We start from the raw sequence: 14,612 nt of genomic DNA, 5'->3' as shown, positions 1-14,612 counted from the left end.
ATACATCATGTTGTCTGCCTTATTCACCAATACTTTTTATCACAGTATAAAATGTGATCCATCTGTGTTTCCCCCCTGTATTTATTTCAATCATTGTGAATCAGCCTCAACGCTTCTTCCAAAGCGTTATTAGCGGAAATCTGTACATCTGGAAGAAGCGGCAAATTAGACTTAGATTCATCAGGTCGCATAAAATATTTATAGGATACGGTGAAGGCAAGCAATGCATTCGGCGTCTGAAAATGCAGAACATCACCATAGGAAGATGGCATATTGCCAGGAATCTCTCCAACCACCGTACATAGCCCGTTATCTGAAAGCAACGTCGCAAAGTCCATAGCTGCGCTAAAGCTGTCTGTACTAGTCAGCACATATACATCTCCTGAAAACACATGCTCCGCTTGCTGGTTTTTCTGTCGTCCGGGCTGGTTTTCCCATATAACCGGACCAAAGCGGACTGTAGATCTTCCGACCTGATAGCTCTCCACTGGAAGGTAACGAAGAAACTCGTTAGCGACCAGTGAATTTCCGCCGGGATTGCCTCGCAAGTCCACGATAACACTGTGGACGCCCTCATCACGCACAGATGTAAAGAAATCTTTCAGTGCAGTCTTGTATGTCTTGTCATAGATGCATTGACGAAGTATGAAAATCCCTACACCGGACGCTCTATCTACCGAATAGTCGTAGAAGGGCTCCGTTCCTATCGGCATAGCTATCGCATTCTCCTGCAGCGCAAAGGCTTTATTGATGGAGCTTCCGTCATTTTGCCGCTCCAGCGAAATTTCAATCTCCCGCCCAGTATTTATGCCTACAAAAGCCAGATAATCGCTGCGATTGATGCGTGAGGCAAAGACATAACGGCTCCAGATGTCAAGCTCATAGGAAAATTGTTCCTGAAATCGTTCGTAAAGCTGAGCAGCCGAAACACCACCTATCTTATTAACAGTATATCCGTCATATCCGCCGCCTGAACAAACCAAGCGTTGCCCTTCCCATGAAAATAATAACGGTAGAAACTTTGTATCCTCATAGTACGCCCGTACCATGGTATGGGAATCTTCAAGGCATGCAAGAACCCGAGATGCACTTTGCCACAGTGACAGGACCGTAACCTCTGTCGATTCGGAAAGCTTTGCATACTCCCGCTCATATGCCTTCTGAACTGCCGCAGGCAGGTCGGATATACAAGCCGGATGACGCTCCCGCAGACGATTGACAATAAACTTTAAATCCTCCGCAGCTTGCATCCCGGTAAGGACGGTATCAAGCTCTTCGGATTTCTCAAAGGTGCTTACCGTCCCCCGGTAAGGATCAAGCCATATCCGCCACACTCCATATAATGCAATAGCACATATAGCAAAAACGAAAAGAAAAATCCCTATATGCTTGGTCCATTTCTTTTTCATACTCATTCTCCGCCCTTTGAGCCGCTTCCCTTACCGAACAGCATTGACGCAATAAGGCCGATCAGCAAACCCGCAACCGCTCCCCCGATCATACCGGCCGCGATATGGAAGCTGTACAATATCGAAGCCAGCGCTCCAACTCCGGAACCGAATACAATGCCTAGCGCGGGTAATAGTTTTATTACGGAATTCTTATTTTTAGACATATTCTCACCTCCAACCTATTTCATTTTTTCGATTTTCACAATGACATTCTGCTCACGTTCATTGTTAAAGTACTGGATCTTAATAACCTCGCCGATACCAAGTTCCATACCGTCGAATTCTTTCTTGGTATCATCTAAATCGCTCTGGCATGATCTAAATCACGCCTTCGCACTTGTTCCCATGTAGCAATGTTTGTTCGATTTTAGTAGATGGTCTCGTTTGCTATAATTAGTACACAGACAAACTGGAATTTAACAGTTCCGAATAATTAAATCAGCAACTTGCACTGGAGTGATTTTCGATACATCTACTTTATATGTATTCAATTTTTTGTAAAAAGGTATGCGCTCTATGCTTCTACGAATCACATCTTCTGTACGAATACCAGCATCGACATCCTTTCTCAAACGCGCTTGCAATGCTTGTTCGCTGCACACCAAAGATATAGAATGAACCTTACAGTCCGATGTGTCAAGTCGTGAAACAATATAGTCAATAATAGTCTGTTCATGCATAACCCAGCAAAACACGATGTTTTCATAAGCAGAGCACTTAATAAAGCTATTCAAAAGGAAGCAGATATTCTCTAATACCATTTGCTTTGTTTCCTCTGTCACTTGAAAAGGGTGCATATCCCAACACCAATCCCCGTCGAGGAAAACGCAGTTATTTAATTTGTTTTTTATAATCTGGCAAGTAGTTGTTTTCCTACTCCCATTGTTCCGCCAATCAAATAAATGTTTTTCATGCTCAAACTCCTGTAAATTCCGACTTATCGCTTTAATCGCGACACATAGTTATACCAACATCCAACCTGACCACACAACCTCGAAAAAATCCGGAAAAACATCTAACCTGACCACTCACGAACGCTGACATCTAACCCGACCACTCGCGAGGCTATAACATCTAACCTGACCACTTAACTATCAAATACTGCCTTTATGGACTTGTTTCCGCGAAGCGATATTTTCATGTTTTTCGTTCAATGGGTTTTGTGCCCACGTGTGCTACAACCCTTGATATATAAGGGTTTTCAGCGCACTCAATCATTTTTCTTTGTTATCAATACTACCGTCTCAACGTGGCTTGAGTGGTAATCGCAGACATATTGATGTAGTAGTGTTTACCTTACAATTTCAAAGTAAATTGATAAAAGTCATGCACATAAATGTTTTATATAATTAAATCCCCACAAAATGGTGTATATAATTCTTATACGATAAGTTCAAAAAGAGCGGTAATACACAGCTTTTAACAAACAATGTGAAAATAGTCTTAGTAGGGCATAAGAAATTAGTAACACTATTTAAATTCCATTACAGAATGTTTGGGTTTCTTTTTAATTTTATTTTCTAGTTTCACGTCCAAGATTCAAAATTGTAAGTATTTCAACCTTTAATATCAGTTCTATAAATTAATATTTTTCACTAACATAACTTTTGGAATATAAATTCTTAATTACCGAGTTTGTACTTGGAGATGAGAGTATCTCCTGAAGATGATTTAAAAACTCATCTTCACTTTTTGCTATAAAATCAAATGATTCTGGGTCAAGATCCTCAAACTCTTCATTATCTTCAATAGTCCTATCAATCGCGACAGGATAATCAGATTCTGGTTTGGAGTAAAGTGTAAATAATGTATATGTATATCCATCTAACATTGGTGCAACTATTTCAAAACTTGTTGCCAATCCATATTCTATATCACTATTTTTTATCCTTTTGGTGTTTAATTTAATAAATAAAGTATCACCAACTCGCTTTTCAAAAAATTCCGCTTGCCTTTTTAAAATTCCATGCGGTGTACCATTCAAATCATCTTTACTTAATTTTCCAAACGTCCATAGATCCTTCATAGTTAATTCCTCCACTTTTTATTGAATTTCAAATTTTAAAGGTAAATGATCTGAAAATTCTCTAGCATTTGGAATTCCTTGTTTATCTAACAAGGTAGTGTCACCTATTCTATCTATAAGTGTTAGCCCATTGAAGTTAAATCTTTTTATTAAAGAAGGGCGAATTATCACCTGATCAAACATATTCCAGACAAAGCTTACAGGATTCTTATGATAAAAAAATGATCCCATTACATTGTTGTTAATGTTCCCATGTAAAGTCCACATAGGATTAAAAAAATATTTATACTTTTCTCCGTCAACTATTCTATGAATCTTCATTGCAACATCCTTACTCATGGTTGCATTAAAACCTAATGTAGATACCATATGCTCTGAGAATGGGTTTAAGTTAAAGTCTCCTACCACAACAGTATTATTAGTATTATGCTTTTCCTCTAATAACTCAATTTCCCTTTTTATCTCAACACATTTATATCCAATTTCATTATCGTTCCTGTATAACCTGCTAGGGAGGTGTAAAGAGATTAAAATTATCACTAATTCATTAAATTTTAATTTGAATGCTGAGAAATATTTCCCATCCTTAATCTTCTTTATTTGAGTATCCAAAGAATGGAATAGATGCGTTCTATTTCCGGGCATTGATAAATTATTTACAAATTTGACATCTGATTCATTAAACCTTCTAACAACATACTCTGGTTCAATGTTTTTAAGTTCTGAAAGTATTAAAATATCCACATTGTTTTCTTTACATAATTGAGGAAGATATGGAACAAGTTTAATATTGTCCTTCACATTCCAAAATATAATATTCATTATACTGTCTTTGCCTTTCATTTTAATATTTATAGTAAGTAACTATTTCCATTAAAATTAGTATGGCTTAATTTACTTATTAAAGAAATCTCTCAAAAACTTATTCTATATGGTTTTGTCAATTTATTTAATTTTAACATTAACTTATATTATTGTAATTTTATTTTTCCAATTATTTAAGTAACAATTTCAACTGGGGCGGGTTCTACAGATTCTTCTCTTTTCCATAATTGAGATGGTAAATACGTTTTTGATATTTCACTGTACTGTTCACCATCAATCTTTATCTCCATTGGAATTGAAAAAGACTCTCCTACTAACAATGCCACACCTGTTTTCAAATATGACAATCTATTAATTTGTGCATCATTAAGATAAGGTATACTTTTTTTCATTTGTTCTAAATCTATATTATTACGAATTCTATGTAATATAAAGTTGTTACATTGTGATATAACTGTTTTAGACAGTTCACTAGGTCTTTGACTAGACAACATCAAGAAAGTGCCAAACTTTCTTCCTTCTTTAGCAACTACTTCAAACATTTTTGTATAATTAACAATACTGTCTTTCTCTGATTCAGAAATATACTTATGAGCTTCATCAAAAATCAAATTATAAACTTTAGATATTTGTCCAGTAAGCATTTTTTCATCATATTGATTTTGAAATATCCTTCTTAGTATGTGACTTGTAAAGAATAACAAGACATCATCATCAATAAATGAACAGTCTAATATTGTAAAAGTTTTTTCACATTGTAAAGCATCTTCTAATTCCGCTTTCTTTGTAAAATCCTCTGAAAATAAATTATTTGAAAATGTTGCAATTAAGTTATCAAGGCGTGTCATTAAAGTTGAACAAAATGTTCGAATCTGATTGTTTCCTTTTGCCTCTTCAAGTAGTAACACAATATCCAAAGCTAATTTCAAATCATTTAAGCTATTAACCTTACACTCTGCATCTTCTAAGCACGATACTAAATATGCATGACAATCCTCATATTTACATCCCGTAGATTTTTCTATATATGACTTAATTTCTTTTCTAAATTTTTCATCATAATATTCCGGTTTAAAATTTCCATATTGTGGACTATAATGATTTAGGCATTCTTCAATCTCTTGTGAGTCAATGTTTTCTAACAAACCCTTAATTTTCGCTCTTTTAGCAACTGCATCTGTAGATTGGTTATTAAATAACTCTAATGCACAATACGCCTTAATCCACAAAATACTTTCATCATCAGAATCAATAATATTTGCTAATTTTAATCCATTAAGTAATATTGGTCTCTGTGCAGCGGTTGAGGGTTGAAGTAAATTCATCCAATCTTCCGTAACTAGGTCATTTAAATCTATAGAAATATCTTTAACCTTTACTACTGTGGTCATTTCAGAAGGAAGATCTGTATATTCACCATGAACATCAAAAATAATAAAATTTGCTTTTGAAATGTCTAAATTACTGTGATCTTTTAAATTAGCTATTTCATTTAAAAATGTACGTACAGTTGTTGATTTACCTGATCCTGTGTTTCCTAATATACATGAATGATTAGTTAATATACTATCTAAATTTATTTTAGGCATTACATTATGTGTAGTAAGTTTTCCTAATATAATAGATATGTCATCATCGGCTGACATTAATATGGTTTCTATCTCTTCATTATTAGCTAAATATACTTCTTCGCCTATAACTGGAAACGTAGCTAATCCATATTCAAATTTATTAAAGACAATCTCTCCAACTGGTACCGCTTCAAAAAATGCCTTTTCACTAAATTTAGATTGTTCCTCCTCAAATAGTGTTTTTTCCTGTTCATATAAACCAATAATTTGATAGACGTATTTACTAGCGCCATCTTTATTAATAATTACAAAATCATTTAGTCCGTTTAGTATGTATAATTCCCCTTGGAAATTATGCACTATATCACTAGGATTAGGTACCTCTATTACAATTTTATTAAAGAACACTTTAGTAATTATTCCAATTGCATTTTTAGTCATCACCTTCACCAGCTTTCATATAACCTAAAATATTACTAAAGTGATGACCATCTTCTGAGTCACTAGGATTTTCAGCCGGGATCATACGTCCTCCAATAAAATGTATATTGAGTAAATCTTTATGGTTCTCAAAAAATTCTTTGGCCTTATCTTCTAATAGACTACTAAAGATAATCAGCGTGAAATCCTCATTACTTAGAGCCTGTGAAATTAGTTGATTAATATGCTGGTCTGGAAAACCATATCCCATAACTACTAAAGTGCTATTTGGTTTTTGGAGATTTATAGAAAATTCCCTAAAAAGCTCTGAATAAGGTGTTTGCTGCGTTTCAATATGCTTATGAATTGTTGGATATATTAGAACATTTTCTGATTCATCTTCATTAGCTCTCCGTTGTACTACTTTTCCTATTTTACTATCATATAACCAGTCTATCGAACCATGAATTTTATATAACTTTACAAATCTACGTACAATGCTCCATTTATCTTTATAGCGATTTACATCATCAACCAACCTCAAATGAAACTCTGTAGGATCAAATATTCTCTGTATAGTGCCTCTAAATCCATTTGTATATCTTATATTTGCATTTTCCATCGCTAATTCATTAAATAAATCATAATTTGTAGTAAAAACATTCACTGGAGAAAAATCCCTATTATTTCTTATTGAAAATATTTCATTATAAAATTCCTTATAAAAATTCAACACATCTTTATGTTCGTAATAATTAATATCTATACTTTCAATTAGACCCTTTTTAGTTCTTTCGTAGTTTTCTTGAAATTCTCCAATATTCTCATAATCTATATCAGAGTTCTCAAAAAAGTTTAATGAAGTATGTAGCCAATTTAAGTATCCCTCTATATCATCGTTTTCCTCAGACCTATAATTACCTAGTGCTGCATCATGTAAATCTTTTTTCAATGATTTAAATGTTTTTCCCATGAGAGGAACAGCTGGAAATGAACAGCCAGAGCCAATAAAAAAATTTAAATTGGGAGATAATAACTGTTTTCTAATAAATGTTTTAATTGCATCTTTTTGTTTAGAAAAAGATAATCCATCATTCAAATTTTTATCTCCCCTGTAATGATATAAATATTGTGTAGTTGGTATCATCAAATCACCCTTTTCAAAAAATAATTAACGTCTATTATCTATTTGCGTACGCCTTCAAAAATCTTTATAAGTTTCTTTTCTCTTTTGCTTAACCTTTATATTCTCTAAAAATTCTTTCCTGTTCAAATTTCCTTTTATAAATATCGTCTATGTAAACACTAATAATTACTATTTCATTTATTCTACAATAATTAACAAGATTATCCAATATACAACAGTTTTTGAGTGCTTTTGGATTAATTCTAAAAAAATTTGACTAAACTGTTTATTGTTAGTGCAATTTGTAGTTCTGATATGGAAGAAATGCCCGGCTGCATTTCTTCTTTTTTAATTTGACTTGAAATCATGAAATATCAATACATTTGTTTTTTTTATTAACCAAATTATTTTAATTTTTTTAAATAGTTACCACAATAAACAAAGGTGCGCGTTTCTTTTTCGAATGCAGATCATAGCTGGGAGTTACTAGTATTAACTAACTTGAATAGAAATTTTTATGAATCCTTAAATTAACGGGTGTTATTCTAAATAAGGATAAAGAAGAGTAATCCTTATTTAAGGATAGTATGGGATTAATAACCAAAAATTGATTAACACAACATTCATCCTTCAGATTAGGAAAGGAGACTAACGGATTGAAAAAATCAGAAAGAAAACTTTCACAAAATAAAATACCTTTACCTGAACATCTACACTGGAAATTAGCAACAATCGTAGAAGTTATAGAAAGTTGGAGAGTCATCCATAATCTATTAAGTCGCGGACATCAACCAGAAACTATAAAAGCATTATATCCCACAATAGATGATGATTATTTTAAATTAATTACCAATTATTTTAAACAATACGGAGCTATTGATGTCGAAACAGTATTTAATTCCATATTGACAGATTACCATAAAAATGAACTTCGAATTATTTTGGAAAGAATGATTAACCTTAATGATTTTACTTTTGAAGATATAAATTCTATTATTCCTGATAAATTTCAAAAAGATTTGCTTTCTCCTGATAAATAGTTATTGTAAAAAGTCAGAGTCAACTCTTTTAAGGATTTCATAGAGAATAGGGAATTGAATAAGTAATTTTTTAATTCCCTCTTAAAATCCTTAATTCTAAAGCTATAATGATTTCTGATTAACCAATTTGTTCAAAAGTAAATAAAAGTAACCATAATAAGCGAAAACCGCGGTTTCATGATGTTATCTATCAGTGATAGCACCATGTGCCGCGTTTTTTGTTGGAGGGATGATCTATAAGTATACAAGGAAGCCAAAAGCAATTTCTTAACAATATTTTAGATTGCTGTGAAAAGGTTGGAATCTCTAAAACCGTCATTGAACGTTTTATTTTGTTCTACGGAAAGGAGGTTTTCGATAACCATGTCAAACCTACTCGATCTACTGAAAGAGTTAGGGGTTCCTACTAAGACTAAAATTTTCATTGAAACATCGAAACAAGTAAATTACGAATACCAATTGCAAATGGATTTAAATATGGATAACGACACCTATTAGTTTAAAAACTTTTCCTCCCGTCAATCCTTATTAAAAAGGCTACGTTGGGAGGAATGGTTATGTCACGAAAAGATATAGTAAAAGTTTCATTTGATGAAGACTTACAAGAGGAATCTTACTACTTTATGAAGAGGCTAGTTGAAAAGGTCTTAATCGATCAACTCGATTTAAAACCTAAAATGAAGGGGTTCCTACTTGCAGAAAGTAATAAAATTGTTGAAAAGGAGTAGATTCTCGTGTATCCAGCCCAATATTATGAACCCGATAAATACTATGAAGATTTTATTGCGGTTTATAGCAGGGTGAGTACAGCCCAACAGGACATTCAAAAACAAATTCTACTAGCTGAATCTTATATTCATAATAATCGTATTAATTTAGATAAAGTGATTTGGTTAAAAGATGATAATGTGTCAGCCAATAAATTAGCCATTGAGGAGCGGCCAAATTTACAAAAGTTACGATTACTTATTCAGCAGAAAAAAGTAAAAACAGTCATTGTATACAGTCGTGATCGTTTAGCGCGAAATTTTTATGAATACGTAGCAATAGTTAAAGAGTTTTATAAATACGGAATCAAGGTGATTTTCACATCAACAAAACAACCGCCGTTTTCTCCTAAACTTTCAATTGAATCGTTATATGGGATTTTTGCACAAGTCGAGGGCCAGAATATTTCCGGTAGAAGAAAGGATACAATGAAACAATTTCCTTCTTCTATATTTGGATATAAACGGATTGGAAAAAGAAAGGATGTTAAGTATATCCCCAACCCAGAAGTGGTTAATGACTTAAAATCTTTATTCTATGAAGTGGCTGAATCCAAAGAAGCAGATGATTTGTTCAATATTTTAATGAAATACAAAAAGATACTAAAATACAAAAGGTACGAGGATTTATTAAAATATCTAGAAAACCCTTTTTATTCAGCACATATGCAGACTTCGTACGGTTTTGAAGTTCTCCATCATGTAGAACCGATTATCTCACTAGAAGAACATCTAAAAATTCAAGAAGTACTTAAAAAATTGAAAGATGAAGTATTTCAAGCCATAACCAACGCAAAGGACCGTGGATACATTACTCCACAATGTATGCTTTGCAAAAAAGACATGACTTTTAAAATTTCAAAACTGGGAGAAAGCAGTTACTACATCTGTAAAAGAGGACACGAGGAAAACAGAATTACGGTGGAACAATTGAATGAGACTATTCAATCTAAACTTTCAATCATTGTAAAACATATCCCAGTTGACACAATCAAAAGCTTTGTATTTTCCCATTTATCTAGAATCGAAAAGGATTACAGTCTTGAGATCATTAACTTAAATCGAAAGTTAAGCTCAATTCATTCTACTATAGTAGAAAAATATGCGGCAAAGAAGAACATCGATTCACTCATTATTGAGTCAAAGGATATAAAAAATAAAATCAATCATTTCCATATCGAATTAGCCAAAATTGCGGAAGCACGAAATTCGGTAAATGATCTTGTCAAAACCATTAAGCAAAACTTAGAAACGGAAATTCAAAATTACAATTTATACTATTTATGCCATCTATTCCTTGAAAAAGTAGAAATCGGTCCCGATACATTTATTTATCATGTTCCCTTTGGAGAATTTATGAAGGTGGGTGAGCAGTATGCACTTTATGCATAAGCACACTTATTTAATAAATGGGGTTTACTTGCTGACAGAAACTCCTAGACCGAATCTTCAAGAGGTAAAGTTACCTTTTAATATTTTTAAAGAATCTATTCCTTTAGCAACATCGTATATTCGTTGGTCTGATGATGGACAAACATTCGGACATTCTTTGCATATCCAAGAATCTGAAATTGTTGCAAGAGCAAAAAGAGAAGGATTTCAAGTAGTTGTATCTTTTATTGAAGAAGCAAAATCTGCCTACCATATTCCTGCACAAAAAAGGGTTCAAATGCAAAATATGAAGCAATTCATTTTAAACAATGGAAATGTGAAAGCTGTCATTTTCTATGAAGAGTCACGAATTACAAGGCTAATTGAAGACTTTGTATTATATGTACTCGGACCAATTAAAGAAGTTCGCCCAAATTTTAAAGTGTACTCTTCGAAAATCGAAGGGGAGTGGAACGAAAATAATCCTTATGTTCAAGCAAGATTGTCTTTTGCTCATGAAGAATCGGTAGAGAAGTCTCAGAGAGCGTCTGATTACCATACGTCTGTAGTAAATTCATCAAAACCCGAACGTCCCGGATCTAGAAATCCTTATGGTTATTCTCTAACAACAAAGGACAATACGATTGAAACCAATTAAAATAAAAGCATTGTCATTCTTATCTTTTATTTATACAGTTACGGTTATAGCGATCGAAAAATTGCAAATTTATTAAATGAAGCGGATATTCCACCGCCAAGTATTGATGCAAAAGGATGGAATGATTCAACCGTACGATATATTTTAAACAATCGTTGGTATATCGGTGAATTAGCTTGGTTTACCCGCACCAGTTTTGAGAATAGTAAAAAGAAACCGGAAGAAGAAATTTTTCTATTTAAAAATCATCATGAACCTTTAATCGGGGCCAACTTGTGGAATACCACCCAATTTTTTAGAAATTATAAACAAAACAAAGATCACATGGATAGCCCGTATATTTTACGAGATTTAGTTTATTGCCATGAATGTAAAGAGAAACTGATAACAAGAAATTCGACTCCCGCAAAGTCCAAGAAAAAATATATGTATTACTGTTGCCCTTCATGTAAAAAGAAAATATCAATTGATAAAATTCATGAAAGTATTTTTGCTGATTTTTCACTAAGATGGGGCAGGGAATTGAAATATTATGAAAAGCAAACAGAAAAAATCTTAAATCGATGGAAAAAAGGGCTTGAACAAAAAATCAATGACTTGAACGAAAACCTTGAAAAACGTAAGCCCGAATTCAAACAACGCATATCAATCGATCTCACCTCCCTGTAAGATGGAATTAATCCAATTACAGAGGAGGTGTTCTTATTTGGCAACAGAAAAATTAAATATCGTGCCTGTAAAATTGGAATCCGATTCAACTCCAACCCAAAGGAATCGTGGCCCCCTCAGACCTGTTTGCGTTATTCAATCTAAACATTGCAAAATCTCTTTCTTCCCCGGTGTAAAACCCCAATTGCTTCAAGGCGTTATCAGGGAGTTGAATAGAAGTGATTCATGATTTTACAAAATGCAAAAATATCTACATCATTTGCGGACACACTGATATGAGAAAAGGGATTGATGGTTTAGCTACATTGATCCAGGATTCTTTCGAACTAGATCCATACAGTGATGCCATCTTCTTATTTTGTGGTCGTAGAAAAGATCGTTATAAATGTTTATATTTTGATGGAGATGGCTTCGCTATGCTTTACAAACGCTTGGATCATGGTAAACTCCAATGGCCAAGAAATGAAAAGGAAGTTCGGCAGCTTACACAACAAGAGCTTCGTTGGTTACTGGAAGGCCTATCCATTCAACAACCGAAAGCCATCAAAAAATCTCAAAAAGGTGTCTTCTAACCACTTCCGACTAGTGTTATAATCAAGACATTATGAAACTAGGACGGAATAGTGGTGAATGATTTGGATCAAACTTCAATATCTCCAGAAAAAGTGATTCAGTTGTTGGAAGAACAGTTGACATATGTGAAGGAACAAAATAAAGAACTATCAAAACAAATTGAAGTGTTGACGAATCAAGTTCGCCACTTAACAAAATTACTTTATGGCTCTAAATCGGAAAAATCAAAGTATCAAGTGCCAGATGGACAGTGTTCCTTGTTTGATGATGACGATTTTTTTTATGAATCTGAGCACACAGAAGAACAAAGCACAGACACTGTCACGTATACAGTTGTTCGTAACCTACATAAAAAGAAACGAAACAATTCCTTCTTAGAAGGTTTAGAAATTGAAGAAATCCATCATCATCCGGAACACTTACAATGTCGGTGTTGTCACTCTCCTATGACAGAGATTGGTAGCACCGTTGTCCGTGAGGAAGCAAAATTTATACCGGCTGTTGTGAAGCGTGTTCGCCATATTGAACACGCTTATGAGTGCAGGAATTGTAAAAAAGACCTTAGCAAAAACTCACAAATCAAACGTGGAAAAGCACCGCAACCTGCGATTCAACGTAGCATTGCAGGCCCAACGGTCTTGGCAAAACTGATCTACGACAAGTTCGTTCAATATTTGCCTTTATACCGTCAAGTAAAAGAATGGAATCGTTATGGTCTGTTGACAAACGATAAGAATTTATCGAACTGGGTGATTCGAATCGCTGAGGACTGGTTGCTTCCAATTTATCATCGAATGAAAGAATTCCTCATGAAAAAGTCGATTCTTCATATAGATGAAACGTATGTGCAAATACTCAAGCGTTCGGATGGAAAGTCAGCTCAGTCCAATGCTTATAATTGGGTATTCAGAAGCGTTGCTTATCAAGGACCGATCATTGTCATGTTCCATAGTGCTTTATCGCGAAGTCGTGAAGTTTTAAAAGACTTCGTGGAAAAATTTAAGGGAACCATTATTTGTGACGGATATTCTGCATACGCTGGTTTACCTAACGTGACATTCGCAAATTGTTGGGCACATGTACGTAGAAAATGGTTAAAAGCCGACAGCAAAAACGGAGAAAAAGGTGTGGAATATTGTAATCGACTTTACAAATTGGAGCGAAAGTTTAAGCATCTTTCACCAAGCAAACGTCGAAAAGCACGAAAGAAATATTCCAAACCAATCGTGGAAGAATTCTTACGATGGGTAGATGAATCTCCTTTTTACGGCAGAAGTGCCCTTGCGGAAGCAGCAAACTATACTTTGAAACATGCCGAAGGTCTAAAAGCATTCCTAAATGATGGTCGCATTGCGATTGATAATAACCCAGCGGAAAACGCGATCCGTCCAAATGTGATCGGCCGAAAAAACTGGCTTTTCTCAGTGAGCGAATTGGGCGCTGAAGCAAATGCCATTTGTCTGAGTTTAGCTGAAACAGCCAAAGCAAATGGAATCGACTTTTATCAATACTTAGTAAAAGTATTGACTGAGTTGCCGAATCTACCTATCCATCAACAACCAGAAATCATCGATCGCTATTTGCCTTGGAATAAAAATATCCGTGAAACATGTGCAATAGCAACATAGCCCTCAATCCGAAAAAAATCTTGATTGGAGGGCTATTCATCGTGCGTGCCAAAAGGCGTGCTTTTTTTATTTTCATTTTACCATTATTTCGGGCTTACTGAAAAACTAAAATATCTTTTATCCACACTAGATAAAAATAATGAGTACTTTCTGGAGTTAAAAGAAATCTTTGAAATGCAAATATTATCTACTACAAACGAAATACAGGAATACCACACAACAAGAGAACAGATTGATCTTTTGTCAGAAGATGTAATGCAAGCCGAATTAATTGGTCGATTCAAACAAGATATTCATAATTATACAAATGAAGAAAAACGCGCTATATTTCTTTTGGCAATCGAAAAGATAGGAATTAACTTTTCGAAAGATAACCATATAAGAATCGATTACCGGCTCACACCATATGTGGAAATCGAAGACCTAATGAAGCAGATAGACATCGAAATTGCGTAAACTGTTGTTCAAATAATTTGGACAACAGTTT

At 34.0% G+C, this 14,612-nt stretch carries 16 protein-coding genes and 1 pseudogene; 10 read left to right on the top strand and 7 right to left on the bottom strand.

The genetic code is table 11. The annotated features are described in order from the left end of the window. Nucleotides 1-86: 86 nt before the first annotated feature. The 7 genes from HR057_RS13535 to HR057_RS13505 form a co-directional block, all read right to left on the bottom strand. Nucleotides 87-1,409: a S41 family peptidase gene (locus HR057_RS13535; RefSeq protein ID WP_173731974.1), complete on the bottom strand. Its 1,323-nt coding sequence runs from the start codon at nt 1,407-1,409 to the stop codon at nt 87-89. 2 nt (nt 1,410-1,411) lie between these two features. Further along, nucleotides 1,412-1,615 (bottom strand): hypothetical protein, encoded by a 204-nt coding sequence (locus HR057_RS13530; RefSeq protein WP_173731973.1) that lies wholly within the window; start codon nt 1,613-1,615, stop codon nt 1,412-1,414. A gap of 252 nt (nt 1,616-1,867) precedes the next feature. Next, nucleotides 1,868-2,302: an AAA family ATPase gene (locus HR057_RS13525; RefSeq protein ID WP_329955892.1), complete on the bottom strand. Its 435-nt coding sequence runs from the start codon at nt 2,300-2,302 to the stop codon at nt 1,868-1,870. A 731-nt stretch (nt 2,303-3,033) separates the two neighbouring features. After that, nucleotides 3,034-3,477: a hypothetical protein gene (locus HR057_RS13520; RefSeq protein ID WP_173731972.1), complete on the bottom strand. Its 444-nt coding sequence runs from the start codon at nt 3,475-3,477 to the stop codon at nt 3,034-3,036. 18 nt (nt 3,478-3,495) lie between these two features. After that, nucleotides 3,496-4,299 (bottom strand): endonuclease/exonuclease/phosphatase family protein, encoded by an 804-nt coding sequence (locus HR057_RS13515; protein ID WP_173731971.1) that lies wholly within the window; start codon nt 4,297-4,299, stop codon nt 3,496-3,498. A gap of 176 nt (nt 4,300-4,475) precedes the next feature. Next, entirely contained in the window at nt 4,476-6,314 is a 1,839-nt protein-coding gene (locus HR057_RS13510) for an ATP-binding protein (protein ID WP_173731970.1), read from the bottom strand. Further along, on the bottom strand, nt 6,307-7,392 hold the full coding sequence (locus HR057_RS13505) for an SIR2 family protein (protein WP_173731969.1): 1,086 nt from the start codon (nt 7,390-7,392) through the stop codon (nt 6,307-6,309). The genes HR057_RS13510 and HR057_RS13505 overlap by 8 nt, the downstream gene beginning before the upstream one ends. Before the next feature lie 683 nt (nt 7,393-8,075). On the opposite strand from HR057_RS13505, the gene HR057_RS13500 reads away from it, so the two are divergent. The 10 genes and pseudogenes from HR057_RS13500 to HR057_RS13465 all read left to right on the top strand — a co-directional run bounded on the left by HR057_RS13500 (nt 8,076) and on the right by HR057_RS13465 (nt 14,581). Further along, the gene (locus HR057_RS13500; RefSeq protein WP_173731968.1) at nt 8,076-8,459 is read left to right on the top strand and encodes a hypothetical protein; all 384 of its coding nucleotides are present in this window, start codon (nt 8,076-8,078) and stop codon (nt 8,457-8,459) included. A gap of 363 nt (nt 8,460-8,822) precedes the next feature. Further along, nucleotides 8,823-8,957, top strand: a complete 135-nt coding sequence (locus tag HR057_RS17245) for a hypothetical protein (RefSeq protein WP_268990209.1) — start codon at nt 8,823-8,825, stop codon at nt 8,955-8,957. Between the two features lie 59 nt (nt 8,958-9,016). Next, a complete protein-coding gene (locus tag HR057_RS13495) occupies nt 9,017-9,187 on the top strand; it encodes a hypothetical protein (RefSeq protein WP_173731967.1) in 171 nt (56 codons plus the stop codon). Between the two features lie 6 nt (nt 9,188-9,193). After that, on the top strand, nt 9,194-10,618 hold the full coding sequence (locus tag HR057_RS13490; protein WP_173731966.1) for a recombinase family protein: 1,425 nt from the start codon (nt 9,194-9,196) through the stop codon (nt 10,616-10,618). Beyond that, nucleotides 10,602-11,255 (top strand): recombinase family protein, encoded by a 654-nt coding sequence (locus HR057_RS13485; RefSeq protein WP_173731965.1) that lies wholly within the window; start codon nt 10,602-10,604, stop codon nt 11,253-11,255. Before HR057_RS13490 ends, HR057_RS13485 begins: the two co-directional genes overlap by 17 nt. A gap of 9 nt (nt 11,256-11,264) precedes the next feature. Beyond that, nucleotides 11,265-11,534: pseudogene (locus HR057_RS17410) on the top strand (recombinase family protein); the annotation flags it as partial. Between the two features lie 243 nt (nt 11,535-11,777). Next, complete coding sequence (locus HR057_RS17140) at nt 11,778-11,924, top strand: hypothetical protein (protein WP_230474455.1); 147 nt, start codon at nt 11,778-11,780, stop codon at nt 11,922-11,924. 218 nt (nt 11,925-12,142) lie between these two features. Beyond that, entirely contained in the window at nt 12,143-12,496 is a 354-nt protein-coding gene (gene tnpB / locus HR057_RS13475) for an IS66 family insertion sequence element accessory protein TnpB (RefSeq protein WP_329955890.1), read from the top strand. Between the two features lie 63 nt (nt 12,497-12,559). Beyond that, nucleotides 12,560-14,125: an IS66 family transposase gene (gene tnpC, locus HR057_RS13470; protein WP_173732004.1), complete on the top strand. Its 1,566-nt coding sequence runs from the start codon at nt 12,560-12,562 to the stop codon at nt 14,123-14,125. Nucleotides 14,126-14,170: 45 nt separating this feature from the next. Continuing rightward, a complete protein-coding gene (locus HR057_RS13465) occupies nt 14,171-14,581 on the top strand; it encodes a hypothetical protein (RefSeq protein ID WP_173731964.1) in 411 nt (136 codons plus the stop codon). Nucleotides 14,582-14,612 lie beyond the last annotated feature (31 nt).

Origin of the sequence: Calidifontibacillus erzurumensis, from assembly GCF_013303125.1 — a bacterium.
Classification (GTDB): Bacteria; Bacillota; Bacilli; order Bacillales; family Bacillaceae_J; genus Calidifontibacillus; species Calidifontibacillus erzurumensis.
This window is presented reverse-complemented; position numbering and strand designations above follow the sequence as displayed.